The 25,426-nt window shown below is 62.7% G+C and carries 22 protein-coding genes; 16 read left to right on the forward strand and 6 right to left on the reverse strand.

The genetic code is table 11. The features are described from left to right. Positions 1 to 47: 47 nt before the first annotated feature. The 6 genes from GTW23_RS06230 to GTW23_RS06255 all read right to left on the reverse strand — a co-directional run bounded on the left by GTW23_RS06230 (position 48) and on the right by GTW23_RS06255 (position 7,311). Positions 48 to 494 carry a PACE efflux transporter gene (locus tag GTW23_RS06230; protein WP_152008284.1) on the reverse strand — a complete coding sequence of 149 codons (447 nt, stop codon included), beginning with the start codon at positions 492 to 494 and terminating at the stop codon, positions 48 to 50. Between the two features lie 178 nt (positions 495 to 672). Next, on the reverse strand, positions 673 to 2,256 hold the full coding sequence (locus GTW23_RS06235; RefSeq protein ID WP_252915096.1) for an indolepyruvate oxidoreductase subunit beta family protein: 1,584 nt from the start codon (positions 2,254 to 2,256) through the stop codon (positions 673 to 675). A gap of 3 nt (positions 2,257 to 2,259) precedes the next feature. Continuing rightward, on the reverse strand, positions 2,260 to 4,407 hold the full coding sequence (locus GTW23_RS06240; protein ID WP_252915097.1) for a thiamine pyrophosphate-dependent enzyme: 2,148 nt from the start codon (positions 4,405 to 4,407) through the stop codon (positions 2,260 to 2,262). A gap of 18 nt (positions 4,408 to 4,425) precedes the next feature. Beyond that, positions 4,426 to 4,917, reverse strand: coding sequence for a MarR family winged helix-turn-helix transcriptional regulator (locus tag GTW23_RS06245; protein WP_152008287.1), 492 nt, complete (start codon positions 4,915 to 4,917; stop codon positions 4,426 to 4,428). Next, positions 4,914 to 6,491: a phytoene desaturase family protein gene (locus GTW23_RS06250; RefSeq protein ID WP_252915098.1), complete on the reverse strand. Its 1,578-nt coding sequence runs from the start codon at positions 6,489 to 6,491 to the stop codon at positions 4,914 to 4,916. Before GTW23_RS06250 ends, GTW23_RS06245 begins: the two co-directional genes overlap by 4 nt. A 28-nt stretch (positions 6,492 to 6,519) precedes the next feature. Further along, the gene (locus tag GTW23_RS06255; RefSeq protein WP_152008289.1) at positions 6,520 to 7,311 is read right to left on the reverse strand and encodes a cyclase family protein; all 792 of its coding nucleotides are present in this window, start codon (positions 7,309 to 7,311) and stop codon (positions 6,520 to 6,522) included. A gap of 131 nt (positions 7,312 to 7,442) precedes the next feature. Here GTW23_RS06255 and GTW23_RS06260 point away from each other — a divergent pair, with 131 nt between their 5' ends. From GTW23_RS06260 to kynA, 16 genes are all read left to right on the forward strand, one after another. Then, a complete protein-coding gene (locus GTW23_RS06260; protein WP_252915099.1) occupies positions 7,443 to 9,017 on the forward strand; it encodes a phytoene desaturase family protein in 1,575 nt (524 codons plus the stop codon). A gap of 25 nt (positions 9,018 to 9,042) precedes the next feature. Next, positions 9,043 to 10,575: an ABC transporter substrate-binding protein gene (locus GTW23_RS06265; RefSeq protein ID WP_252915100.1), complete on the forward strand. Its 1,533-nt coding sequence runs from the start codon at positions 9,043 to 9,045 to the stop codon at positions 10,573 to 10,575. A gap of 64 nt (positions 10,576 to 10,639) precedes the next feature. Continuing rightward, complete coding sequence (locus GTW23_RS06270) at positions 10,640 to 11,650, forward strand: ABC transporter permease (RefSeq protein WP_267661669.1); 1,011 nt, start codon at positions 10,640 to 10,642, stop codon at positions 11,648 to 11,650. Continuing rightward, complete coding sequence (locus GTW23_RS06275) at positions 11,643 to 12,494, forward strand: ABC transporter permease (protein WP_252915101.1); 852 nt, start codon at positions 11,643 to 11,645, stop codon at positions 12,492 to 12,494. The genes GTW23_RS06270 and GTW23_RS06275 overlap by 8 nt, the downstream gene beginning before the upstream one ends. Next, positions 12,491 to 13,369, forward strand: a complete 879-nt coding sequence (locus tag GTW23_RS06280; protein WP_252915102.1) for an ABC transporter ATP-binding protein — start codon at positions 12,491 to 12,493, stop codon at positions 13,367 to 13,369. Before GTW23_RS06275 ends, GTW23_RS06280 begins: the two co-directional genes overlap by 4 nt. Continuing rightward, positions 13,359 to 14,198, forward strand: coding sequence for an ATP-binding cassette domain-containing protein (locus tag GTW23_RS06285; protein WP_252915103.1), 840 nt, complete (start codon positions 13,359 to 13,361; stop codon positions 14,196 to 14,198). Before GTW23_RS06280 ends, GTW23_RS06285 begins: the two co-directional genes overlap by 11 nt. 83 nt (positions 14,199 to 14,281) lie before the next feature. Then, on the forward strand, positions 14,282 to 15,436 hold the full coding sequence (locus GTW23_RS06290) for an aminotransferase class V-fold PLP-dependent enzyme (RefSeq protein ID WP_252915104.1): 1,155 nt from the start codon (positions 14,282 to 14,284) through the stop codon (positions 15,434 to 15,436). 274 nt (positions 15,437 to 15,710) lie between these two features. Then, positions 15,711 to 18,005 (forward strand): bifunctional salicylyl-CoA 5-hydroxylase/oxidoreductase, encoded by a 2,295-nt coding sequence (locus GTW23_RS06295; protein ID WP_252915105.1) that lies wholly within the window; start codon positions 15,711 to 15,713, stop codon positions 18,003 to 18,005. Positions 18,006 to 18,007: 2 nt separating this feature from the next. Beyond that, on the forward strand, positions 18,008 to 18,769 hold the full coding sequence (locus GTW23_RS06300; RefSeq protein ID WP_152008296.1) for an SDR family NAD(P)-dependent oxidoreductase: 762 nt from the start codon (positions 18,008 to 18,010) through the stop codon (positions 18,767 to 18,769). A 26-nt stretch (positions 18,770 to 18,795) separates the two neighbouring features. Continuing rightward, positions 18,796 to 19,266, forward strand: coding sequence for a MarR family winged helix-turn-helix transcriptional regulator (locus tag GTW23_RS06305; RefSeq protein WP_267661667.1), 471 nt, complete (start codon positions 18,796 to 18,798; stop codon positions 19,264 to 19,266). A 4-nt stretch (positions 19,267 to 19,270) separates the two neighbouring features. Then, a complete protein-coding gene (locus GTW23_RS06310; protein ID WP_252915107.1) occupies positions 19,271 to 20,074 on the forward strand; it encodes an enoyl-CoA hydratase family protein in 804 nt (267 codons plus the stop codon). After that, positions 20,074 to 21,240 (forward strand): acyl-CoA dehydrogenase family protein, encoded by a 1,167-nt coding sequence (locus GTW23_RS06315; RefSeq protein ID WP_252915108.1) that lies wholly within the window; start codon positions 20,074 to 20,076, stop codon positions 21,238 to 21,240. The genes GTW23_RS06310 and GTW23_RS06315 overlap by 1 nt, the downstream gene beginning before the upstream one ends. Before the next feature lies 1 nt (position 21,241). Further along, positions 21,242 to 22,867 (forward strand): AMP-binding protein, encoded by a 1,626-nt coding sequence (locus GTW23_RS06320; protein ID WP_252915109.1) that lies wholly within the window; start codon positions 21,242 to 21,244, stop codon positions 22,865 to 22,867. Between the two features lie 36 nt (positions 22,868 to 22,903). Further along, positions 22,904 to 23,314 carry a RidA family protein gene (locus GTW23_RS06325; RefSeq protein ID WP_152008300.1) on the forward strand — a complete coding sequence of 137 codons (411 nt, stop codon included), beginning with the start codon at positions 22,904 to 22,906 and terminating at the stop codon, positions 23,312 to 23,314. A 4-nt stretch (positions 23,315 to 23,318) separates the two neighbouring features. Beyond that, positions 23,319 to 24,512: a kynureninase gene (kynU, locus tag GTW23_RS06330; protein ID WP_252915110.1), complete on the forward strand. Its 1,194-nt coding sequence runs from the start codon at positions 23,319 to 23,321 to the stop codon at positions 24,510 to 24,512. Then, entirely contained in the window at positions 24,509 to 25,351 is an 843-nt protein-coding gene (gene kynA, locus GTW23_RS06335; protein ID WP_252915111.1) for a tryptophan 2,3-dioxygenase, read from the forward strand. Before kynU ends, kynA begins: the two co-directional genes overlap by 4 nt. The last annotated feature ends 75 nt before the right edge of the window (positions 25,352 to 25,426 follow it).

Raw genomic sequence — 25,426 nt, forward strand, 5'->3', positions numbered from 1 at the left:
CGCGGAGCAATCCGCGGCCGTTCTCGTTTGTTCGGCGGTGCTCGGGTTCAGATCCGCGTTTGCGTATCCTGTGCCGCCGTAGCCCGCGGCAGGGGAAAGACGAGATCGTAAACCCAGTTGAAGACAAAGGCGTAAACCAGGTAGAAAACCGCGAAGGACACATCCATCAGAAAGGCATCTGTCAGACTGACCTGCAGATACCAGGCGATGAAGGGCAGAAGGATCAGAAGCAGTCCCGCTTCAAAGAGCAGCGCATGAATGATTCGGATCGGCAGGGACTTCTGCACGCGGCCAACCAGCCGCAGAAGCGCATGATCGAACATCAGATTGTAGAGGTAGTTCCAGATCGTGGCGATGGTGGCGCTGACGATCGCGACAATGCCGATGCTGCCAAGCGGAACATCGAACACCCGGGCGCCGACCGGTATGACGATGAAAAGAGCTATGATTTCAAAACTCAGCGCGTGACGAAGTCTGTCCCTGACTGTTCGCATGGGAGTCCCTCATGGATTGCCGGGTCGTCCCGGCGGTTTTTCCTGAATGGGGAGGTCGTCCTCGCTGATGCGGCCTATGTAAGTCCGGGTGTGATTTTCCGCAAGGCCTGCGGTGGCAGGCAAACTTGGCACGGCGTTGATGCAGGGCAAGAAACCGGCCTTTCCCGGGCCAAAGGGCTCAGTTCTGCATTGCGGTTTCTGCCTGGCCCGCAAAGGAGCGTACAGTCTTGAGCGCGCCTTCGAGCTGGTCGCCCTTTTCATCGGCGAGCGCTGCCTCGCGCAAGAGCCTGCACCAGTGGGCGGCATCGTCCCGGCCGGCGAGCAGGGCCACGCCATCCATCACCCGGTCGAATTTCGACAGGCCGCGCGCATGGGTGTCGGAGTAGCCCTTGACCAGGCGGCGGTTGCGCAGGGTCTCGACACCGAGCGCATAGTCGATCTTTCGGTAGGTCAGGGCCTTGTCGAGCCAGGCTTCCATGTGTTCCTTCTCGATGGCGTGACGCAAGGTACCGCGGCGGTATTTGCGCAGGCCGCCAAGCACATAGAGCTGGGCAAAGGGCAGCAGCCTGTCGGTTCTGAGCCTGCGGCCCCTGTTGAACAGCCGGTCGATCAGACGCATGCCGCCCTGGCTGTTGGACAACCGGCGTCCGAGGCCGGACGGCATCATGCCGACGATCTCCTCGGCGCGCGGATGCATGAATTCTGTCAGTTTCATCTGCGCGCCCTTTGCCGGGGCGATCTCGGTGCGAACCCGGGCGAAACGGCTGCCGCGGGTCTTGAGATCGGCGACGCGGAAGACGTCGTCATAGGCCATTGCCTTGGCAATGTATTTCGCCGCTTCCCGGGTCAGCTCGTGCCCCTTGGCCGGGTCGTCCTGGGCGAGCACATGCTCGAGCCGGTCGAGATACTCGGCGCCATAATCGAGGTCCTGGAAATCCACCACCGCGCGCAGACCGGTGAGGGCCATGTCGCGCGCGGCCTCGGGCATGGCGGCAGCACGTGCCTCGAGCTTTGACCATTGCTCGACGAGATGTTTCGGTCCGGCCGGCGCGTTGGCGGCGGGGAGTTTTGCCTGGCCGGCCTGGGGACGTTCGATCTTGCCGCCGGCAGCGGCCTCGAAACCGGCTGCGAAGGCGCGAAGACTGGCTTCCACACCACGGCCGGAAGCCTTGATCGCGGCCTCGAAACTCTCGCGCTCGAAGGGAAGGGCGCCGGAACCGGCGAGCGCGCCGAACAGGCTGGCCGAGATCATCGAGCCTGCGTCGACTGCCATCTTTTCCATGTCGAAGGCAATGAAGCGCTGCGCGGCGATTTCTGCTGCAGCGATCACTTCCTCGGAATTGGCGATGCCATCGCCAGGCACGGTCTTTTCGGAGACGGCCAGCGCGCGATGCGAGGATGCGATCAATGTCGTGCGGTCAGGGGTGACGAAACCGCGCATGATGGCGCGGCCGGCTTCCATCATCTCGGCGGCGACCAGGATGTCGACGTCGCCGGCAGCCGGCAGAAGCGAGAATACCGGCGCCCGTTCCTGCGCCGGCGCCATCTCCATGTAATAGATCGTCGCGCCTGTGCGCTGGGCCACACCCGCCACCGAGGTCGCCTGCACCACGTAGCCGTTGCGATGGGCGCAATCCTCGATCCAGTTGGTCAGCACCCCGCCGCCCTGGCCGCCGACGGCCATGATCGCCAGCTTGATGATCTGATCGAGCGCCGGGTCATGGGCCTTGGATTTGAGTGCTGTCTGGGTTTTGCTTGCCATGGTTCAGGTCCGGACGAATTCGATGCGGCCGCGCGAGCGACGATTTTGCAGCCAGGCGATGGTCCGGCTGGTGAAAGAGCCCAGTGTGCGTTCGAACCAGCCCGGATTGTGAACCACATCGGCGCGGAAGAACGACGGGCACAGCACGGCGGCATCGGCGACTTCGCCGCAATTGCCGCAGCCGACGCAGCTCTGGTCGATGCTGGCGACCGGGTCATCCCTGAGCGGATCGTCGAGTTTCTTCAAGGACAGCGACGGGCAGCCCGACAGACGGATGCAGGCGTGATCGCCGGTGCAGATGTCCTCGTCGACGCCGAAGCGCGGTTTTTCGACCCGGCGGCCTTCCTTGATCGCCTTGTTCATCAACGGCTTTTCGCGGCGCTGCCTGTTGAGCATGCATTCAGAAGAGGCGACGATGACCTTGGGGCCAACATGGTCGGTTGTTAGCGCCTCTTTCAGGATCTCGCGCATCTTCGGCACGTCATAGGTGCGGTCGAGCTGGCGCACCCATTTGACGCCGACGCCCCTGACCGCATCGGCGATCGGGTGGCCGGTGGCCTTGGAGGGGTTGTCGGCGCGTGATGACAGGATGTCCTGGCCGCCGGTGGCGGCGGAGTAGAAATTGTCGACGATGACGATGACGCCGTCGGACTTGTTGTAGACGGCGTTGCCGATCGAGGAGGACAGGCCGTTGTGCCAGAAGCCGCCATCGCCAAGAATGGAGATCGAACGTTTCTCGCCGCCGCCGTCAAAAGCCGCGTTCGAGGCCGGGCCCAGACCATAGCCCATGGTCGAACCGCCGATTTCGAATGGCGGCAGGCTGGCAAACAGGTGGCAGCCGATGTCGCCGGCGATCTGGTGCTTGCCGAATTCCTGCTCGGTCATCTTGAGTGCGGCGAAGATCGGCCGTTCCGGACAGCCGGTGCAGAACCCGGGCGGGCGGATCGGCACGGTCTTGGAGAGATCGGGAAGTGCCGGCTTCTCTTCGGAGTTGGGCGCGCGCAGGCGGGCGGGCAGCAGTTCGGGCGCTGCCTTCTTGAGGAAGGCCTCGATGCCGTCGAGCATCACCTGGCCGGTATATTCGCCCGCCATCGGCAGCATGTCCTTGCCGTGCAGGCTGATGCTCTTTCCGGCCCGGTAGAGCGCCGACCCCAGCGCCTGCTCGATGAACTCCGGTTGGCCTTCCTCGACCACCAGGACTGAGGACTTGCCTTCGCAGAACTCAAAGAATTCGTCGTTGACCAGCGGGTAGGTGACGTTGAGCACGTAGAGTGGGATCTCGGTATCGCCATGGATGTCGGCGAGGCCGAGGCGCTGCAGAGCGCGGATCACGCCATTGTACATGCCGCCCTGCAGGACGATGCCGACGGGGGCTTGCTTCGGGCCGAACATCTCGTTGAGCTTGTTCTCCACGATGTATTTCTGCGCCGCCGGCCAGCGGTTGTTGATCTTGTCGTGTTCCTGCATGTAGGACATCGGAGGCAGCACGACGCGGGCATAATCGCTGCGCGGATTGGCCAGCGCGTCCTTGACGGTAAACGGCGGACGCTTGTTGTTCTTCGCCTCGAAACTGCCGGTGACGTGGCAGGAGCGGATGCGGACCATCAGCATCACAGGCGTGTTGCTGGCTTCCGACAGCTCGAACCCCTGGTGGACGGACTGGACGATGGAGGGCAGGTTGGGGCGCGGATCAAGCAGCCACATCTGCGATTTCATCGCGAAGGCATGGCTGCGCTCCTGCATGATAGAGGAGCCTTCGCCGTAATCCTCTCCGATGATCACCAGCGCCCCGCCGGTGACGCCGGAGGAAGACAGGTTCGCCAGCGCGTCGGAGGCGACATTGACGCCGACCGGTCCCTTGAAGGTGACCGCACCGCGGATCGGATAATGCACCGAGGCTGCAAGCATTGCCGCCGCGGCAGCCTCGGAGGCATTGGCCTCGTAGCGCACGCCGAGCTCGGTGAGGATCTCCTCGGCATCGGCGAGCACGTCCATCAGATGGCTGATCGGCGCGCCCTGGTAGCCGCCGACATAGCCAACCCCGGCTTCAAGAAGCGCTTTGGTCAATGCCAGAATGCCCTCGCCAGAGAAGGTTTCACCTTCACCGACCTTGAGTTTCTGCACTTCCTTGGCGAATGAACGTTCAGCCATGCTGTGTCTTTCCCGTCATTAGAAATCGTGCTTGCGGATGTTCTTGAGCATTTTCTGCAAGGTGGTGACGAAGGCCTGGCGTTCTTCGTCCGGGATGTCCTTGAACATCTGAGCGTAGATGCGCGCCATTGAGGGCCAGAGCTGATCAAGGGCGGCACGGCCGGTCTCGGTGATGCCGATGCGTGTAACCCTGCTGTCGCTCGGATCCGGATCACGGCGGACGAGACCATCTGATGCCAGCTGCTCGAGAGAACGGCTCAATGTCGACTGCTCCACCACGGCATAGACCGCAAGCTCGCTGATCGGCAGATCATCGATGACCGAGAGAACGGCAAGCGCGCGCATTTTCGGCGTGGTCAGTCCAAGTCCGGTCATCTCCTGCCGCAGATCCGCATTGTAGCGGCCCATGATGCGGTTCATCAGGTAGGGGGCGAAATTGGACAGGCCGATTTCACCAAGCCGCTGCAGCGGCTCGGCCTTGCCGGAGGGGGGCGTCTTGATCTCGTTCATCCGCCCAACCTCTTGGCAAGCAGGAAGCCCGAGCCGCCGCCGAGGCCGGGGCCGGGATGGGTCGAAGCGCCGATATGGTGCAGGTTGGCGATCGCCGTTGCGTTGTTCGTCGAGTGCGGGAAAGGCCGCCAGATGAAGAACTGGTCAAGCGCACATGAACCGCCATAGGGGTCGCCGCCAACCAGATTGATGTTCATGCTTTCCAGATCCACAGGCGAATAGGCCTTGCGCGCGAGGACACTGTCGGCAAACCCGTCGATGTGGCGTGCGAGAATGGCCTCGATGCGGTTGGCGAAGGCTTCTCGCGTGGCCTCGGTCCAGCCGCCATCGGTTTCGATCTCGCCTGCGGCATCGCCCTTTATGGTGCGCGGCGCATCGGGGATCTGCAGCCAGAGGATCGACTTGCCCTCGGGGCAACGGGACGGATCGAGGCGATGCGGCTGACCGACACAGATTGTCGGGGTGACCGGCAGCATGCCGCGCTCGGCCTCGTTGGAGGATTTGGATACGGAATCGATACTCTCGGCCAGATGGATGAGGGCGACATCCTCAAGACCTTCCGACTTCCATTTGATCGGACCGTCAATCGCATAGTGCAGCTGGAAATTGCCGCGGCCGTGGCGAAACTGGTTCAGGCCGGAGGTGGTGCTGTCCGGGAGATCGGCGGTCTCATCGCGCAGAAGCCGGTTGTAGAGCTGGCCGGGCGCGACGGAACAGATGACATGGGAAGCCGAGAGTTCGCTGCCGTCGGCAAGCCTGACGCCGCAAGCCTTGCCATTGCGGACAAGGATCCTGTCTACATCGGCGCCGTTGCGCAGTTCGCCGCCGTTTTCCTCGATCAGCCGCCTGAAGGCTTCAACGGCCTGACCGGCGCCGCCCCGGACCACGGGAGCGCCGGCTGCTTCCAGCGCGAAGGCGATGACCTTGCCCATCTGGCCGCCATAGGCGGATTCGGTCGTCAGTCCGGTGTGCAGCGCCCAGGGCGCCCAGAGCGCCTGGACGAGATCGGAAGTGTAATTGCTCTCGAGCCAGGCGCGGATCGGGCGCAGCGCCTCTCCCATCCAGGCGGCGAGGCCACGAAGTCCGCGCTTCCAGGCTTGCTGGATTAGCAATCTGGCGGTTGGCCAGCTCCACAATTCACCGCCGAGCAGGGCGAAGAGGAAGGGTGCATCGGCCTCGATCGTGCCAACATCAGCGCCGTGCCGGTCGCCATCGCCCGGCGCGAGAGCATTGAATGTCTTGATATTGGCCGCCCGGTCGGTGGTCAGGACCAGAGATGTGCCGTCCGGCCTGAGCACCGCTGTCGGCTGCGGGGTATGGCAGAACTCCAAACCATGCCGCGCCAGGTCGGATCCGAGCGCGGCATGGGCGGGGGAGGTAAGGAAGAGCACGAAGGTTGCCGCCATGACGTCATGGTGGAACCCCGGCAGGGTGATTTCCTCGGTGCGCATGCAACCGCCGAAGCGGTCGCCGCGTTCGAGCACCAGCACGCGTTTTCCCTTTGAGGAAAGCATGGCCGCGGCAACGAGCGCGTTGATGCCGCTGCCCACGATGATGTGGTCATGATCTGCCATCGTGCTGGTCTCCGGCGTAGGGTTTGCCTCAGTTGCGAGCGACCAAAGCCATGGCGCGGATCGGGCTGCCGGTGCCTTTGACGATCTTGAGTGGCGCAGCGATCAGGATTGCGCCTTTTGGAGGAAGCTTGTCGAGATTGGCGAGCGAGGCGAGGCCGTATTTGTTGGCCGCATGCAGCAGGTTGTGCGCCGGGTAGGGCGGTTCCATTCCGCCTGCCTGGCCGGCATCGGTCCCGATGCACTGGTTGCCCCAGCCAATGACACCCTTTGACAGGATGTACTGGATGCAATCAACGGTCGGGCCAGGTGAGTGCGGTCCGGTTTCATCCGCGTTGAGGTAGGCTGCCTCATCGCCTGCGCGGGAATCCCAGTCAGAGCGCATTACCACCCATTCCCCGGCTTTGATCTCGCCATGTTTGGCTTCCCATGCCTTGACGCCGGCTGCATCGAGCAGGAAGTCGGGATTCTTGGCCACTTCAGCTGAGCAATCGATCACGTTGACCGGCGCCACGAAGTTCTGTGGCGGAATGCTGTCGGTGTAGCCGTCGGCAAAGTCCTTGCCGGTGATCCAGTGATGCGGCGCATCGAAGTGGGTGCCGGAGTGTTCGCCGAGCTTGAGCCAGTTCCAGGCAAAGAAGGGGCCGTCGCTGTCGTATTCGGAGATCTTGTGGATCTCGATCTTGGGTGTGTTCTTGGCGAAATCTTCGGGCAACTGGAGCAGGGGAGTGTCGGGGCCAAGCCGGCCTGACAGGTCGACGACCTCAACCTTACCCTCGATTAGCATTGCGGCGAGATTACCCAGTGTTTCTGCAGCGTTCATGACTGACCCTCCTCTGGCGGTGCCCTGTTTGTATGTGCGGCCCGGTTGCAGGCCGCCGTTCTGCGATAAATAGATGCTAGACAAAATAATATGCATTTGCAATTATAAATCGCGAATGGGGAACGACTGCCGTGCAAAGTGACTATGACGCGATAATTGTTGGCGCTGGGATCAACAGTCTTGCCTGCGCGGTTCACCTGGGCGCCAAAGGCTGGCGGGTCGGTGTGTTCGAGCAGGCGGCGGTACCGGGTGGCGCGGTCAAGACGCTGGAGCTGACCGAGTCGGGCTTCCGCCATGACTGGGCCGCAATGAACCTCAGCCTCTTTGGCGGATCCGGCTTTTTCAAGGCTTACGGAGAGGATCTGGTAAGTCGTGGGCTTGAGTTCGCGCCTGCTACGCATTGTTTTGCCAGCGTTTTCGATGATGGCCGGTGGATGGGTGTCAGCACGGGGGCAGGGGAGACGCGGGCCCGCATCGCCGCTTTCTCCGAGGCTGACGCCAAGGCCTGGGACCGGCTGTGCGCCGAGTTCCCCGGGACGGCGGAATATGTTTTTGCGCTGCTCGGAAATCCCATGCAAATGCATGTACAAGGCAAACTGCTGGCCAAGGCGCTGTTTCGCAAGGGCTTCGCATGGACGGCCGATCTGGTGCGCATGCTGCTCTCGTCGCCACGCAAGTGGCTGTCGGAGACCTTTGAGTCCGAGCATGTGCGCGCGACCATGGCAGCGTGGGGCATGCATCTCGATTTCGCCCCCGACATGGCCGGCGGCGCGGTGTTTCCGTATCTTGAATCGATGGCCAACCAGAATTTCGGCATGGTCATCGGCAAGGGCGGCGCCGACACGGTGACGCGGGCGCTGGTGTCGAAGATCGAGGCGTCAGGCGGCGAAGTTCATTGCGGCAGTCAGGTGACGCGGGTCGTTCGGGAAGGCAGCAAGGCGACGGGAATCGAGCTTGCTGACGGTTCCAGGATCAAGGCCAACAAGGCGGTGATCGCCAATGTGGCGCCCAGCGGGCTGATGTCGCTGATCGATGGCCAATCCGGGGATGCCGGGTTCGACCGCAAGATGACCGGCTTTGTTCATGCGCCGGGAACCATGATGATCCACCTGGCGCTCGATGGCCTGCCGGACTGGACCGCGAGCGATGAGCTGAAATCTTTCGCCTATGTGCACATCGCGCCGTCGCTCGACCAGATGGCGCGCACCTACCAGCAGGCGGTCGCAGGCCTTCTGCCCGACGAACCGGTGCTGGTGGTGGGCCAGCCGACGACGGTCGATCCGAGCCGGGCGCCCGACGGCAAGCACGTGCTGTGGGTTCAGGTGCGCATGGTGCCTGGAGAAATCCGCGGCGATGCGGCCGGAAAGATCACGGAAACCGACTGGACACGGGTCAAGGAGATCTATGCCGAGCGGGCTCTCGATATCATCGAGCGGCATGCGCCGGGAATCCGGCAGAAGATCACTGGCCGTGCGGTGGTGTCCCCGCTCGATCTGGAAGCCGACAACCCGAACCTGGTCGGAGGCGACCAGGTGGCTGGCAGCCATCATCTTTCACAGAATTTCCTGTTCCGGCCGGCTCTCGGCCACGCCACGGGAAAAACCCCCGTCGAGGGCCTGCATCTCACCGGCGCCAGTGTCTGGCCGGGTGCGGGCACCGGGGCGGGTGCAGGCTATATGCTCGCCCAGAAACTGGGCGGGAAATGAACACCCAAAAAACAGGGAGAACAGCATGAAACAGATTTCGCGTCGCACGGTGCTCAAGGGCACGGCAGCGGCAATGGCGATCACCGCCTTTGCCGGACCGTCGCTTGCCCAGGGCATCGAAGAACTTGTCATTGCCTACAACGTCAACCTGCCGTCCTGGGATCCGACCGTTGGTCCGTCGGCGGTCAACCCGACCATCCAGGGCATCTACCAGTCGGTCTTCGACCAGTTCATCCTGCAGCAGCCGGATCTGTCGCCGGCACCCGGCCTGCTGACCGAATGGGGCTGGAACGACGACAAGACCAAGATCATGATGACGGTCCGCGAGGGCGTCACATGGCATGACGGTTCGCCGTTCACCGCCGAGGATGTCGCCTGGTCGCTGACCCGCGCTGCCGACGAGAAGACCGGCAACCCGATCCAGTTCATCTGGTCGACGCTCGCCAATATCAAGGCCGAAGGCAATGTTGTGACGGCTGACGTCGCCCGCTTCGAGCCGACGATCTTCAAGTGGATGTACTTCCTGACCGGCTATGTGCTGCCCAAGGCCTATTACGAGAAGGTCGGCGCCGAAGGCTTCGAAGCCGCTCCGATCGGCACCGGCCCCTACATGGTCGACAAGTTCGAGCGCAACGCGTTCGTGCGTCTGAAGGCCAACCCGAATTACTGGGGCGGCAAGCCGGACTTCGAGACGGTGACCATCAAGTTCGTGACCGACGCCGCCTCGCGCGTGGCCGAAATCGAATCGGGCAATGCGCATGTCACGCTGGAAATGCCCTACGAGGAATATGACCGTCTCAAGGGCGGCAGCGGTATCGCCGGCACCGATGCTCCGATCTCCGATATTGGCATGATCTTCCTCAACGACATCGATGCGATGCTTGATCCGAACGTGCGCATGGCGGCCGCGATGTCGATCGACAAGCAGCTCATCATCGACCGGTTGCTGTCGGGCTACGGTGTTGCCATCGACACGCTGCAGACGCCGGAGTACTCGGCCTATGACGCCTCGATCAAGGTTCCTTACGACCCCGAGAAGGCCAAGGAACTGCTGGCGGCTTCCGGCTATTCGCCGGAAAACCCGGTGAAGTTCAAGATCCAGACGACGCGCGGCTTCAAGCCGAAGGATTATGAAATGATCCAGGCGATCGTCGGCCTGTGGCGCAAGATCGGCATCGAGGCGGAAATCGAAGTCTACGAGATCGCCAAGCACTACGAGCTGCGCGCAGCCGATCAGTTGGCGCCCGCCGCGTTCTACAACTGGGGCAACTCGGTTGCTGATCCGACGACGTCGACCGGCTTTGCCATGTTCGGCCCGTCGCCGCACTCGGTGTGGGACGGCGAGGATCTGATCGGCATGATCGGGCCGCTCTGGGGCGAAGCCGACGAGGAAAAGCGTATCGAAGGCTGGAAGTCCGTCGACAAGTACATTGCCGACAATGCACTGGTGATCCCGCTGTTGCAGTATGTACAGCCGATCCTTCACGCCGATGGCGTGGCGGTGACGCCGCATGCCTCGGGCGCGCTGCTGCCGCATCTTATGAAGCGGGCTTCGTAAGCCTCTTTCACATGTACGGGCCGCCGCCTGAGGGTGGCGGCCCCTTCTTGCAGGACATCTTCTCTTGAAACTGTTGCGCGCAATTCTCCTACGCCTTGCGACCATGTCGGTTACGCTGATCGGGGCGGCGGTGGTGGTGTTCTTCGTCATCCGCGTGGTGCCGGGAAACCCGATCGCCATGATGCTGCCTCCCGGCGCATCGGAAGAGGACATTGCCCGTCTGACCGCCCATTACGGGCTCGACAAAACGATTCTTGAGCAATTCTGGATCTGGCTGACCGGGGTCTTTCACGGCGATTTCGGCACATCGATCTCGCTCAGACAGCCGGTGATGCCGCTGGTGCTCGGACGGCTGCCCGCGACGCTGGAACTGGCGATCTTCGCGCTTGTCATCGCCGTCGTGATCGGCGGCGCGATGGCGCTGACCGGGGTGCGGCACCGTGAGACCCGCACCGAAACGGCGATCGATGTTGCCAACGGCGTCGGGCTGTCGATCCCGGATTTCCTCTGGGCGCTGATCCTGATCGTGCTGTTTGGCGTGCTGATGCCGGTGTTTCACATTTCGGGGCGGATCTCGCCGTCGCTCGATCTGCCGTTCGTCACGCAATTCTATGTGTTTGAAAGCATCGTGCGGCTGCGCTTTGATCTGTGGTGGGACCTGCTCAAGCACATGTTCATGCCGGCCTTAGCGCTGGCGATCCCGCTTGCGGCAATCATCAGCCAGCTGCTCAAGCAGTCGCTCAAGGAAACCATGCATCTCGATTACGTCACGCTGTCGCGGACCAAGGGCTATAGCGAGAACCATGTGATCCTGTCCGAAGCGCTGCCCAACGCGGTTCTGCCGACGCTGACGCTGATCGGCGTGCAGTTCACTTTCCTGATCGGCGGTACGGTGATCATCGAGCGGCTTTTTTCCTACGAGGGGCTCGGCAACATGGCGATCGATGCGGTGATCAACCGCGACCTGCCGCTGATCCAGGGCATCGTCATCGTCTTCGCGCTGCTGTTCACCATCATCAACCTGGTTGTCGACATGACCTATGCCCTTCTCAATCCGAGGCTTCGTCATGCTTGACGGCCGCGGTTCCATCAAGCGGCGGCTCGGCGCGCGACTGTGGCTGTCGGGCACCTGGCTCGGCGTCATGGCGCTGCTCGCGCTGTTCGCACCGATGATCAGCCCGCACGATCCTCTGGCGCAGGACCTGTTTGCAGGGCGGCTGCCGCCGTTCTGGATGAACGGCTCGGATCCGGCCTATCTGCTGGGGACCGACAGTCTCGGTCGCGACGTGCTCTCGCGCCTCATTCACGGCGCGCGGATTGCTTTTTCCGTGGCGCTGGTGGCCGGCCTTGCGACGGCCATCGTCGGATCGATGCTCGGCCTGCTTGCGGGATACATGCGCGGCTGGGTCGATGTGTTGATCTCGCGGCTGGTCGACATCTGGATGGCTTTCCCGCCGGTGCTGTTCGCGATCCTGCTGATCGCCGTGCTCGGCACCGGGCTCACCTCGATCATCATCGCCATCGTGGTCATTGACTGGACCCGGTTCTGCCGGGTGGTGCGGGCGGAGGCGATGAACCAGTCGGCGATGGATTATGTCTCGAGCGCCATCGTCGCGGGTCGGCCGCGGCGCGATATCCTGTGGCGCGAAATCCTGCCCAACGTGCTGCCGACCATTGTCGCGCTGCTGACGCTGGAAATGGGCATCGCCGTGATCGTCGAGGCGATCCTGTCCTTCGTCAATTTGTCGATCTCCACCGATGCGCCGACCTGGGGCGGAATGATCGCCGAGGGCCGCACCTCGATCTACCAGGCCTGGTGGGTGCTGGCGTTCCCGCTGGCTGTCCTGTTTCTGACCGTCCTTTCCTTCAGCCAGTTCGGCGAAGGGCTCAAGGACCGCTTCGATCCGGTGCTGCGATGAGCGCGTTTCTCACCGTCAAAAATCTGTCCGCGGCACTGCACGGCTTTGACCAGCGGGTGCTCAGATCGGTCTCGTTCTCCATCGACACCGGCGAGGTGCTCGGCCTGGTTGGCGAGAGCGGCGCCGGCAAGAGCATGATCGGCAAGGCCATTCTCGGCATCCTGCCATCGGCCATCTCGATCATCGAGGGCGAGATCCTCATTGACGGGCAGGATCTGCAGAAGATGAAACCGGCGGACCGGCGGCGCTTTATCGGCGCCACCGCGGCGCTGATCCCGCAGGATCCGCTGACCGCGCTCAATCCGTCGCGGCGGATCGAGCCGCAGATCACCAGCCGGCTGGTGGATATCCTTGGCTGGAGCAAGGCGGATGCCCGGGTTCGGGCCATGGAACTGCTCAACGAGGTGCATATCGACAATCCCGAGCGGGTGATGGGCAGCTATCCGCATGAATTGTCAGGCGGCATGCGCCAGCGCGTGCTGATTGCCTCGGCCTTTGCCGCCAACCCGAAGCTGGTCATCGCCGACGAGCCGACAACGGCGCTGGACGTCACCGTGCAGAAGCAGATCCTGCGGCTGATCCGCGAGTTGCAGGAACGGCATTCCACCGCGATGGTGTTCGTCACCCATGATCTCGGGGTCGTCTCCAAGGTCTGCCAGCGGCTGTCGGTGCTTTATGGCGGCAAGATCGTCGAAAACTCGAGCGTTCCGGACTTTTTCAAAGGTCCGAAACATGCCTATTCCCGGGCATTGCTGGCGGCGACGCCGAAATACACCGATCCGGATGCGTCGCTGCTGCCCGTCGATGAATCCGTGATCGAGGCGGTGGCAGCCGAGGTCCTGGCCGCCGACAAGGAGTGGCGTCATGGTCGATAAGAACGGCATGGCCAATGCGGCTCCGAAGGATAACATCCTGTTTTCGGCCCGCTCCCTCGAAGTAGCCCTGCCGGACATGGCGGCCAAACCGCTGTTTGGCAAGGCGCCGATGATCCGCATCCTCAACGGCATCGATCTCGACATCAGCCGCGGTTCGGTTCTCGGCATCGTCGGCGGCTCGGGGTCAGGCAAGTCGACGCTTGGCCGTGCGCTGCTCAGGTTGATCGAGCCGACGGCGGGCGCAATCGAGTTCGATGGCCGTGACATCACCCATCTCAGCGAGGATGCGCTCAGGCCGACCCGGCGGCGCATGCAGATGATCTTCCAGGATCCGATGTCGTCGCTCAACCCGCGCCGGCGGGTCGGCGCGATCATCGCCGATCCGCTGCAGATGCACGGGTTTGACAATGTAACCGGGCGCGTTGACGATGCGCTCGATCATGTCGGCCTGCCGCGCGGGTTTCGGAGCCGGTATCCGCACGAGTTGTCGGGTGGACAACGCCAAAGGGTCGGGATCGCGCGCGCCATCGCGCTGAAACCGGAATTCATCCTGGCCGACGAGATCGTCTCGGGGCTGGATGTGTCGTCGCAGGCGCAGGTGCTCAATGTGCTGGCCAACCTGGTCAAGGAACTGGGACTGACGCTCGCCTTCATCAGCCACGATTTGTCGGTGATCCGGCGGCTGTGCGATCATGTGATGGTGCTGCAACGGGGCAATATCGTCGAGTATGGCGATGCCGACAGCGTGTTCGATGCGCCGCAGGCGGCCTATACGCGCGAGTTGCTCGACGCCATTCCTCTGCCCGATCCGCGGCAGGCAGGCTGGTAGACCGGCCAGAAGCGAAACATGATGATGCAAACCATCGCAATGGGCCAGGGAACGCCGGGACGGCGTGGTCCGGGGAGACTGAAATGACAGACCAGACAGGCCGGACAGAGAACGGGCGCGCCGAGGGCGACGGCTATCTGCTTTATCATTCCATCGGGCAGTATCCCGGCAAGGCCAGGGATATGGCGGCCTCATTGACTGCTTTTGCCGAATGCTGGGGCGCGCCCAATGACGAGCAGTGGGGCTACGCGCTGGGGCAACGGCAGCGGTTCATCGATCTGTGGAGTCAACTCCTGAAGGCGCCGTCTGCGTCACTGACAACGACCGAGAACGTGACCTCGGGGCTGGCGGCGCTGATCATGGCGCTGCCGCGCGAGGATCTTGAGGGCAGGGTAGTGCTGGTGGCGGGCGATTGTTTTCCGAGCTTGCATTTCCTGCTCACAGGTCTTGCCGAACGATATGGTTTCGAGCTGCGCACCGTGCAACTGCGTGAAGGTGCAAACTGGGTCGAGGATGAGGATGTCATCGCCGCCTGGGGTCCGGAAGTGGGGCTGGCGCTCTTGACCTGGGTCAGCTCCACCTCGTCAAACCGCTGCAATCTCGAGGCGCTTGTGGCGCATGGCCGCAAGCAGGGATCGCTCATCGGGGTCGACATCACCCAGGCTGCGGGACTGTTCGACTATGACTGCATGGCGGTGGCCGCGGATTTTGCGATCTCGACCAGCCTGAAATGGATGTGTGGATCGCCCGGTGGCGGCATCCTGCAGGTGATGCCCGATGTGATCGCGCGCTGCCAGCCCAGCCTGAGAGGCTGGTTCAGTCAGGACAACATATTCTCCTGGGACATCAACGCGTTTGCCTATGCGCCGGATATCCGCCGTTTCGACAATGGTACGCCGTCGGTGATGGCTTGCGTGGCTTCGGTGCCTGCACTTGAATGGCATGCGGCGCAGGACTGGGGCCAACAGCTTGCAAAGAACCGGGCCCAGTGTGACGCGATCATCGCCGCTGCCGACGCGGCCGGTCTTGAGCTGGCCTCGCCGCGGGATGCAGCCAGGCGCGGTGGCAGCGTCATGATCCGCTTGTCCGACGCGGACGCTGCGCAGGCGTTGCTTGCGCACCTGCGATCAGTCTCCGTGTTTGCAGACGCGCGCGGCGCCATTCTGAGATGCTCGCCGGGCTTCCTGACGACCGATGACGGCATCGGACGGCTGACAGCTGCCCTGAGTCAGAGTTGAAGTGGCAGCAGGGCAAGGCGTCCGCTCCATTCGGAGCGCATTGACCTGCCGAAAATTCCCGCTACCTGAATTAAGAGCATGTGGCCCGGCCGGGTCCCGTCCCCCGCTTTCTCGCGAGCGGCGGCGGAGCCGGCAAAACGGGCGTCCGTTGTTGCGCACGGCCCAGTGAGCTCCCGACATCCCATTTTGTTTCAGTCTTAAAATTTTATGCTTGAAATATAATTCTTCAGGCGTAGGATTGCTGTCAGTGAAAACCGGTCTGGAGGTGCGAAAAATGAGAATTGCTTGTCTTGGTGGTGGTCCTGCCGGTCTCTATTTCGCGATCTCGATGAAGCTGCGCGATCCTTCGCACGAGATTGTTGTCATCGAGCGCAACAAGCCTGATGACACGTTCGGCTGGGGGGTCGTGCTGTCCGACGAGACGCTCGACAATCTGGCGGAGAATGATGCGGTCAGCGCGGAATCGATCCGGGCGCACTTTGCCTATTGGGATGACATCGCGGTTCTGTTCAAGGATACCAAGACGGTATCCACCGGTCACGGTTTTTGCGGAATCGGCCGCAAGCAACTGCTTCTGCTGCTTCAGGCGCGGGCCAGAGAACTGAATGTCGAGCTTCGCTTTGAGACCAATGTGGCCAGTGCCTCCGAATATGCCAAGGAGTTCGACCTGGTGGTGGCGTCGGATGGTTTGAACTCGCACACGCGCACCGAATTCGCCGACAAGTTCCAGCCCGAGATCGATGTGCGAAAGTGCCAGTTCGTCTGGCTGGGCACGCATCAGAAGTTCGATGATGCCTTCACCTTCATCTTCGAGGAAACCGACAAGGGATGGATCTGGGCGCATGCCTACCAGTTCGACGACGAGACCGCGACATTCATCGTCGAATGCACCGAGGAGACATTCCAGGCTTATGGCTTCGGCGAGATGAGCCAGCAGGAAACGATAGCCACCTGCGAGGAGATCTTTGCGAAGCATCTTGGCGGCCACAGCCTGATGACCAATGCCAACCACATCCGCGGGTCGGCCTGGATCCGGTTCCCGCGGGTGCTGTGCGCGCGCTGGAGCCATGAAAACATCGTGCTGATGGGCGATGCTGCGGCAACGGCGCATTTTTCCATCGGGTCGGGCACCAAGCTGGCGCTGGAAAGCGCCATCGCGCTGGCCAATTACCTGCACTCCGAACCAACGCTGCAGAAGGCTTTCGACAAATACGAGGACGAGCGGCGACTGGAAGTGCTGCGGCTGCAGTCGGCGGCGCGCAACTCGATGGAGTGGTTCGAGGAAATCGAGCGCTATTTCCACCTCGATCCGGTGCAGTTCAACTATTCGCTTCTGACCCGTTCGCAGCGCATCAGCCACGAAAACCTGCGCATGCGCGATGCGGAATGGCTGGAGGATGCCGAGCGCTGGTTCCAGACCCAGGCCGAGGTCTCCTCCCAGGCCCCGGTTCGGCGGCCGATGTTCGCACCCTACAAATTGCGCGACATGGAGCTCAAGAACCGGATCGTGGTGTCGCCGATGGCGCAGTACAAGGCCGTCGACGGATGCCCGACCGACTGGCACCTGGTTCACTACGGCGAGCGCGCCAAGGGCGGCGCAGGCCTGGTCTACACCGAGATGACCTGCGTATCGCCTGAAGGCCGGATCACGCCGGGCTGTCCCGGGCTTTATGCCCCGGAACATGAAGCAGCCTGGAAGCGGATCGCCGATTTCATCCATGCCGAAAGCGAAGCCAAGGTCTGCATGCAGATCGGCCATTCCGGGGCAAAGGGATCAACCCAGCTCGGCTGGGAAATCATGGATGCGCCGCTGAAGGAGGGCAACTGGCCGCTGATGTCGGCCTCCGATGTTGCCTGGTCGTCCGACAATCAGGCACCCAAGGCGATGACCCGCGAGGACATGGATCAGGTGCGCGACCAGTTTGTCGCCGCCGCCGAAATGGCCGAGCGCGCCGGTTTCGACATGATCGAGCTGCACATGGCGCATGGCTATCTGCTGTCGTCCTTCATCACGCCGCTGACCAACCGGCGTAGCGACGAATATGGCGGCAGCCTCGAGAACCGCATGCGCTATCCGCTGGAGGTCTATCACGCGGTGCGCGAAGCCTGGCCGCAGCACAAGCCGATCTCCGTGCGTATCTCGGCCAGCGACTGGGTTGAGGGGGATGGCGTCACCCCGCAGGACGCGGTCGATATCGCCCGCATGCTCAAGGAAGCCGGCGTTGACATCTGTGACGTTTCGGCGGGCCAGACCTCGAAGCTCGCAAGGCCGGTCTATGGACGCATGTTCCAGACACCTTTTGCCGACCGGATCCGCAATGAAGCGCAAATGGCGACCATGGCCGTTGGCAACATCTACGAGCCCGACCATGTGAACTCGATCCTGATGGCTGGACGTGCCGACCTGGTCTGCCTTGCCCGTCCGCATCTCTCCAATCCCTACTGGACGCTGCATGCGGCGAGCGCGCTTGGCGACCATGACGAGAAATGGCCTGATCCGTATCATCCCGGCCGCGACCAGATGTGGCGGCTGGCGGAACGCAACGACGTGATGCTCGGCAAGGTCTGACCATGGCCGAGCTGATGGGACATCATGCGATCGTCACCGGTGCCGGATCGGGCGCCGGAGAGGCGATCGCGCTGGCGCTTGCGGGCAAGGGGGCGCGGGTCACCGCGATCGGCCGGCGGCTGGCGCCGCTTGAGGTGCTGGCGGCGCAGGATGACCGGATCATAGCGGTTTCCGCCGATGTGACGGATGCGGACGCCATGGCGGCCGCGATTGCCGAAGCCGTCGAGAAGAACGGGGCGCCGACGATTGTCATCGCCAATGCCGGGTCGGCTGAGAGCGCGCCGTTCCAGCGCACTGATGCGGCCTTGTTCCGTGCCACGCTGGATGTCAATTTGACCGGTGTTTTCAATACGTTTCAGGCGTCATTTGTGAAGATGAATCGGGCGCAGCCCGGCCGCTTGATCGCCATTGCCTCCACAGCCGGGTTGAAGGGCTATGCCTATGTCAGCGCCTATTGCGCGGCCAAGCACGGCGTTGTCGGCCTCGTCCGCAGCCTGGCGCAGGAGTTCGCCAGGACCGGCGTGACGGTCAATGCCATCTGTCCGGGTTTCACCGAGACGCCGATGTTGCATCGCTCAATTGACAACATTGTGGAAAAAACCGGACGATCGCGTGAGGAGGCGGAGGCGTCGCTGCGCGATGTCAATCCGCAGGGGCGGTTCATACAGCCGGAGGAAATCGCCGAGACGGTGTTGTGGCTCTGCAGTGATGCGGCGGCTTCCGTGACCGGTCAGGCAATCTCGCTATCGGGGGGAGAAACATGAGCGACAAACTGGCAAGCAGGTCGGGCATGGCCGACACCGGCATCAAGGACCCAGCGGCGTCAAAGGCGAGGCTGCGGCTCTGGCTGAAGCTGCTCAAGGCGACCAAGCATGTCGAGGCCGAGTTGCGCGAGAATTTCCGCACCGGCTTTGATACGACGCTGCCGCGTTTCGACGTGATGGCGGCGCTGTACCGCGTCGAGCAGGGCCTGAAAATGAGCGAACTGTCGAGCGTGCTCAGGGTTTCGAACGGCAATGTCACGGGTATTGTTGACCGGCTGGTCGATGACGGAATCCTGGTCCGGATACCGGTGGACAATGACCGGCGCGCGACAACCGTGCGGCTGACCAAGGCGGGCCGAGAGCAGTTCGAAGCGATGGCGGCAAGCCACGAAACCTGGATCGACAGCCTTCTCGACGGCATCAATGTCTCCGAGGTGCAGCATCTGTCCGATCAGCTCGAATGCATCGCCCGCAAGAGTACCAAGGGAGAGGACTGAACCCATGCCGACTGACGCCCCCGTCAATTTCCGACTGACCCTGACCGACGGCATTGCCGAGGTTTCGCTGGACCGTCCGGAGAAGAAGAACCCGCTGACCTTTGAAAGCTACGCCGAACTGCGCGACTGGTTTCGCGGTCTGGTCTACCGTGATGATGTCAAGGTGGTGATCTTCGGATCCAACGGCGGCAATTTCTGCTCGGGCGGAGACGTGTTCGAGATCATCGGTCCGCTTCTCGACAAGGACATGAAGGGTCTGATGGAGTTCACCCGCATGACCGGTGACCTGGTCAAGGCCATCATCGGCTGCGGCAAGCCCGTGATTGCGGCTGTCGACGGGGTCTGCGCCGGGGCCGGTGCGATCATCGCCATGTGCTCCGATCTGCGCATGGCAACACCGGAAGCCAAGACCGCATTCCTGTTCAACCGGGTTGGCCTTGCGGGTTGCGATATGGGCGCTTGCGCGATCCTGCCGCGGATCATCGGCCAGGGCAGGGCTGCCGATCTTCTTTACACCGGACGCGCGATGAGCGCCGAGGAAGGCGAACGCTGGGGCTTTTACAATCGTGTCGTGGCCGCGTCCGACATCGAGGACGAGGCGCGAAAGATGGCAAAACGGATCGCCGACGGGCCGACATTCGCCAACATGATGACCAAGACCATGCTGGCGCAGGAATGGAACATGGGCATCGAGCAGGCGATCGAGGCCGAGGCACAGGCTCAGGCGATCTGCATGCAGACCCAGGATTTCCGCCGCGCCTATGAAGCCTTTGCCGCCAAACAGAAACCCGTGTTCGAGGGCAACTGATGTCTGACCGCAGTTTTCTCCAATGGCCGTTCTTCGATGAGGCCCATCGTGACTTGGCCGATCGCGTCGATGCGTGGGCCAGGAAGGAACTGGCCGATCTCGACCATTCCAATGTCGACGAGACCTGCAAGGCGCTGGTCAAGGCGCTGGGCGATGCCGGCTGGCTCAAGCTCTCCGCGGTGGATCCGGAAGACGAGAGGTCGAAGATCGATGTGCGCAGCCTGTGCATCCTGCGCGAGACGCTGGCCCGGCACGACGGGCTGGCCGATTTCGCCTTTGCCATGCAGGGGCTTGGCACCGGCTGCATTTCGCTGTTCGGCAGGCCGGACCAGAAGACCGAGTGGCTGACCAAGACCCGTGCGGGCAAGGCGCTGTCCGCCTTTGCACTGTCGGAACCGGCATCGGGATCGGATGTCGCCAACATGGCAATGACGGCGGTCCGCGACGGCGACGACTATGTTCTCAACGGCGAGAAAACCTGGATTTCCAACGGCGGCATCGCCGATGTCTACTGCGTGTTCGCACGTACCGGAGAGGCGCCGGGCGCCAAGGGGCTGTCCGTGTTCATCGTGCCTGCCGACACGCCGGGGCTCGAGATCGCCGAACGGCTGGAAGTGGTGGCGCCGCATCCGCTGGCGCGGCTCGCCTTCAACGATTGCCGGATCCCGGCATCGGCGATGATCGGCAATCCGGGCGACGGGTTCCGCATCGCCATGTCTGTGCTCGACGTGTTCCGCTCCACTGTTGCCGCGGCCGCTCTGGGCTTTGCCCGCCGGGCGCTCGATGAAAGCCTCGACCGCGTCAGCGAACGCGAGCTGTTCGGCGCGCCGATGAGCGATCTGCAGATGGTGCAGGGCCACATCGCCGACATGGCGCTCGATGTCGATGCCTCGGCACTGCTGGTCTACCGGGCCGCCTGGCTTAAGGACCAGGGTGCGCCGCGCGTCAGCCGCGAGGCGGCGATGGCAAAGCTTTACGCCACTGATCATGCCCAGGACGTGATCGACAAGGCGGTGCAGCTGCATGGCGGCGACGGCGTGCGCAAGGGCCACATCGTCGAGAGCCTCTATCGCGAGATCCGGGCGCTGAGGATCTATGAGGGCGCGTCAGACGTTCAGAAGGTCGTGATCGCGCGGCAGACACTGGCGAATTCCAAGGGAGTGTAACGTGCTGGGACCATCGGGCCATATCGACAGCTTCACACGCGACAACCTGCCGCCGGCCGATCAATGGCCTCAGATGCGGCTTGACGGGTTCGAGTATCCGGAATGGCTCAATTGCGGCTACGAGCTGACAGATGCGATGGTGGCCAAGGGGTTCGGCGATCACACCGCGCTGATCGGCAATGGCCGGATCAGGACCTACAAGGAACTGACCGACTGGACCAACCGCATCGCCCATGTGCTGGTCGAGGATTACGGCGTCAAGCCGGGCAACCGGGTTCTCATCCGCTCGGCCAACAATCCGGCAATGGTGGCCGTCTGGCTGGCGGCGACGAAAGCGGGTGCCGTGGTCGTCAACACCATGCCGATGCTGCGCGCTGTCGAACTCTCCAAGATAGCCGACAAGGCGGAGATCTCGCTGGCGCTGTGCGACACGCGGCTGATGGACGAGATGGTGGCCTGCGCCAAGGAAAACCGGTTCCTCACCAAGGTGGTGGGCTTTGACGGCACCGCAAATCACGATGCGGAGCTCGACCGGCTGGCGCTGTCCAAGCCGGTGCGCTTCGAGACGGTGAAGACCGGCCGCGACGACGTGGCGCTGCTTGGCTTTACCTCCGGCACGACCGGCATGCCGAAGGCGACGATGCATTTTCATCGCGACATGCTGATCATCGCCGACGGCTACGCCAGGGAAGTGCTTGGCGTCACGCCCGAGGATGTGTTTATTGGTTCGCCGCCGCTGGCGTTTACGTTTGGTCTTGGCGGGCTGGCGGTGTTCCCGCTGCGCTTCGGCGCGGCTGCGGCCCTGCTCGAGCAGGCGACGCCGGCGAACATGGTGGAGATCATCCAGGCCCATAGGGCAACTGTCTGTTTCACCGCGCCGACCGCCTATCGCGCCATGCTGGCGGCGATGGAGGAGGGGGCGGACCTGTCCTCGTTGCGCGCAGCCGTTTCCGCCGGAGAGACGTTGCCGGGGCCAGTCTATGAGCAATGGATGGCCAAGACCGGCAAGCCGATGCTTGACGGGATTGGTGCCACCGAGATGCTGCATATCTTCATCTCCAACCGGTTCGAGAACTCGCAACCTGCCTGCACCGGGCTTCCGGTCACGGGTTACGAGGCGCGGATCGTCGATGGCGACATGAACGAAGTCCCACGCGGCGAGGTTGGACGGCTGGCGGTGCGCGGGCCGACCGGCTGCCGCTACCTTGCCGATCCGGAGCAGCAGCAGAAATATGTCCGCGACGGATGGAACCTCACCGGGGATTCGTTCACACAGGATGCCGACGGCTTCTTCCATTTCGCCGCGCGCAGTGACGACATGATCATTTCCGCCGGTTACAACATTGCCGGCCCGGAGGTCGAGGCGGCACTTCTGGCACATGCGGATGTCGCCGAGTGCGCGGTGATCGGCGTCGCCGATGAGGCGAGGGGGCAGATCGTGCAGGCGCATGTCGTGCTCAAGGCCGGTGTCGCCGCCGACGAGGTAACCACCAAGCGGTTGCAGGATCACGTGAAGGCCGTCATCGCCCCTTACAAGTATCCCCGGTCGGTCGTCTTCGTCGACGCGCTGCCCAAGACCCAGACCGGCAAGATCCAGCGCTTCCGGCTTCGCACCGGCGACGCCTGAGCCCAGTTTCCCAGGACATAAACGAGGATTTTCAAAATGATAGAAGCCATCAATCCGCCGGATTGGGAAAAGCCGAAGGGCTATGCGAACGGCATGCTGGTCGACGGCTCCCGGCTGTACACAGGCGGCCAGATTGGCTGGAACAAGGATCAGGTGTTCGAACACCACGATTTCGTCGGCCAGCTCGAGCAGACGCTGGCCAATATTGTTGCGATCGTTCACGCGGCCGGAGGTGAAGTCACGGATATCGTGCGGTTGACCTGGTTCATCACCGACAAGAAGGAATACATGGCGCGGCAGAAGGATGTCGGTGCCGCCTACCGGAAGGTCATGGGCCGGCATTTTCCGTCGATGTCGGTGATCGTCGTTGCCGGGCTGATCGAGGACGAGGCGATGATCGAGATCGAGGCGACAGCGGAAATCGGCAAATCGGCAAAGGACGCGTGAGACCATGAGCAGCTTCCAGACGCGGCGGGATCTGTTCGACCTGCCGGAGGGGATCACCTATCTCGACGGCAATTCGCTCGGCCCCCTGCCGAAGTCGGCGGTCGAACGCGCCCGCGCGACAATGGCCGAGGAATGGGGTCCGATGCTGATCACCGGCTGGAACAAGGCCCGGTGGATGGATCTGCCCGGGCGTCTGGGGGACCGGATCGGCCGTTTGATCGGCGCACCGGCCGGAAGCACGGTGGTCGGCGACACACTGTCGATCAAGGTCTACCAGGCCGTGGCTTCTGCGGTGGAGATGCGTCCGGGCCGCAAGATCGTACTGTCCGACAACGGCAATTTTCCGTCCGACCTCTACATGGCGGACGGTCTGCTCAAGAGCCTCAAGCAGGGGCACGAGCTCAAGGTCGTCGATCCGGAAGCAGTGGCGGAGAATATCACCGAGGACGTGGCCGCGGTCATGCTGACCCATGTCGATTACCGCACCGGCCGGGTGCACGACATGAAGGCGATCACCGACAAGGCACACGCCGCCGGCGCCATCATGATCTGGGACCTGGCGCATTCCGCCGGCGCGCTGCCGGTCGATCTCACCGGCTGCAATGCCGATATCGCGGTGGGCTGCACCTACAAGTATCTCAATGGCGGCCCGGGCGCGCCCGGGTTTATCCATGTCCGCCCCGACCTGATCGACCAGGTGCGCCCTGCGCTGTCGGGCTGGCTCGGGCACCAGGCGCCGTTCGCCTTCGATCTCGACTACCGTCCGGGCGAGGGTATCAGCCGGATGCGGGTCGGCACCCCGCCGGTGATCCAGATGGCCGTGCTCGACGCGGCGCTCGACGCCTTTGACGGCGTCGACATGACCGATATCCGCGCGCGCTCGATCGAGCTTTCCGAGCAGTTCATCTCGGAGGTCGAAACCGGTTGCAAGGATGTGGAGCTCGCCAGTCCGCGCGACCCGCAGGCGCGTGGCAGCCAGGTCTCTTTCCGTTTTCACGAAGGCTATGCGGCGATGCAGGCGCTGATCGCGCGCGGCATCATCGGCGATTTCCGGGCGCCGGACATCATGCGGTTCGGATTTTGCCCATTGTACAACACGGCCGAAGACGTCAGCCATGCGGCAGCGGTGCTCTGCGAGATCATCGCCACCGGCGAATGGGATCGCCCCGAATTCAAGCAACGGAAAGCCGTTACATGAGCGAGCCCCGGGACTACGATCCTTCCGCCGAGGGTGCGGAGATGAATTTCGACGGGCGCATGTCCTATGGCGATTATCTCTGTCTCGACAAGGTCCTCTCGGCGCAGAATCCGCGAACCGATGCGCATGACGAGATGCTGTTCATCGTTCAGCACCAGACATCGGAATTGTGGATGCGGCTGGCGATCCACGAGATCGTCGCGGCGCGGGCGGCAATCCGCGCCGATCAGCTGCAGCCGGCGATGAAGACCCTGGCGCGGGTGTCGCGGATATTCGAACAACTCAATTCGGCCTGGGACGTGCTCAGGACCATGACGCCGAGCGATTACACCCATTTCCGGCGCAAGCTGGGGCAATCTTCGGGTTTCCAGTCCTATCAGTACCGGATGATCGAATTCGCGCTCGGCAACCGCAATCACGCGATGATGCGGCCGCATGCGCATGTTCCCGGTGTGTCTGCAAAACTCGAGGCGGAGCTCAGCGAACCGAGCCTGTACGACGAGGCGATCCGGCTCGCGGCACGGCGTGGCATCGCCATGCCCGAAGAGGTGCTTTCCCGCGACGTGCGGCAGACCCACGCGCTGCATGACGGGGTGACCGAGGGTTGGAAAATGATCTACGAGGCGCCGGAAAAATATTGGGCGCTCTACGAGGTTGCCGAGAAGCTGGTGGATCTCGAGGACTATTTCCGGCGCTGGCGCTTCAACCATGTGACCACCGTGGAACGGGTGATCGGGCTCAAGCGCGGCACCGGCGGCACCGGCGGTACGAGCTATCTCAAGCGGATGCTTGATGTCGAGCTTTTCCCCGAACTCTGGCGTGTGCGGACCGAGTTGTAGACAGCGGTCGGGGCAGCCCGGGAGAGATATTTCAGCCTTGAAATATCCATTCGGTTCGAAAGTCTTGGACTGCCT

Source organism: Parahoeflea alexandrii, from assembly GCF_024105735.1.
In the GTDB taxonomy this organism is placed as follows: Bacteria; Pseudomonadota; Alphaproteobacteria; order Rhizobiales; family Rhizobiaceae; genus Hoeflea; species Hoeflea alexandrii.